Raw genomic sequence first — 795 nt, forward strand, 5'->3', positions numbered from 1 at the left:
TACCATGCAAGACGAGACACAACGAGGTGGCGCCAAACCAGTTTGAGCTGGCTCCAATATTCGAGGAGACCAACCTGGCGGTAGACCATAACATGCTGCTCATGTCGCTGATGAAACGTATCGCCCGCAAGCACGGCTTCCGGGCATTGCTCCACGAAAAACCGTTCGCCGGCATAAACGGCTCGGGCAAGCACAACAACTGGAGCCTGAGCGCAGACAACGGAGTGCTGCTTCATGCCCCGGGAAAGTCGCCTATGGACAACTTGCGCTTCGTGGTGTTCATAGTAGAGACGCTGATGGGAGTATACCGGCACAACGGCCTGCTCAAAGCGAGCATCATGAGCGCCACGAACGCACACCGGTTGGGAGCCAACGAGGCGCCACCTGCCATCATTTCGTCATTCCTCGGCAAACAACTCAGCGAGCTGCTCGACCACATCGAGCTGGCGGACAAGGACGACCTGTTCGGACTCATGGGCAAACAGGGACTCAAACTTGATATTCCCGAGATACCGGAACTGCTCATAGACAATACCGACCGCAACCGCACAAGCCCGTTCGCGTTCACCGGAAACCGCTTTGAATTCCGGGCAGTAGGCAGCGAGGCCAACTGCGCGTCGGCCATGATTGTCCTCAACTCGGCCGTGGCGGAAGCGTTATCTGACTTCAAACGCCGTGTGGACGCACTGATAGAGAAAGGTGAAGACAAGACAAGTGCCATCATAGACATTGTGCGCGAGGACATAAAGGCATGCAAACCGATACGGTTTGACGGCAACGGATACAGCGACGAGT

The 795-nt window shown here is 56.1% G+C and carries 1 pseudogene; it reads left to right on the forward strand.

Annotation, left to right across the window (positions count from 1 at the left end):
- Nucleotides 1-795: pseudogene (locus tag MoGM_RS05700) on the forward strand (glutamine synthetase type III); the annotation flags it as partial.

The sequence above is a fragment of the Prevotella sp. MGM1 genome (assembly GCF_002933775.1).
GTDB lineage: Bacteria > Bacteroidota > Bacteroidia > Bacteroidales > Bacteroidaceae > Prevotella.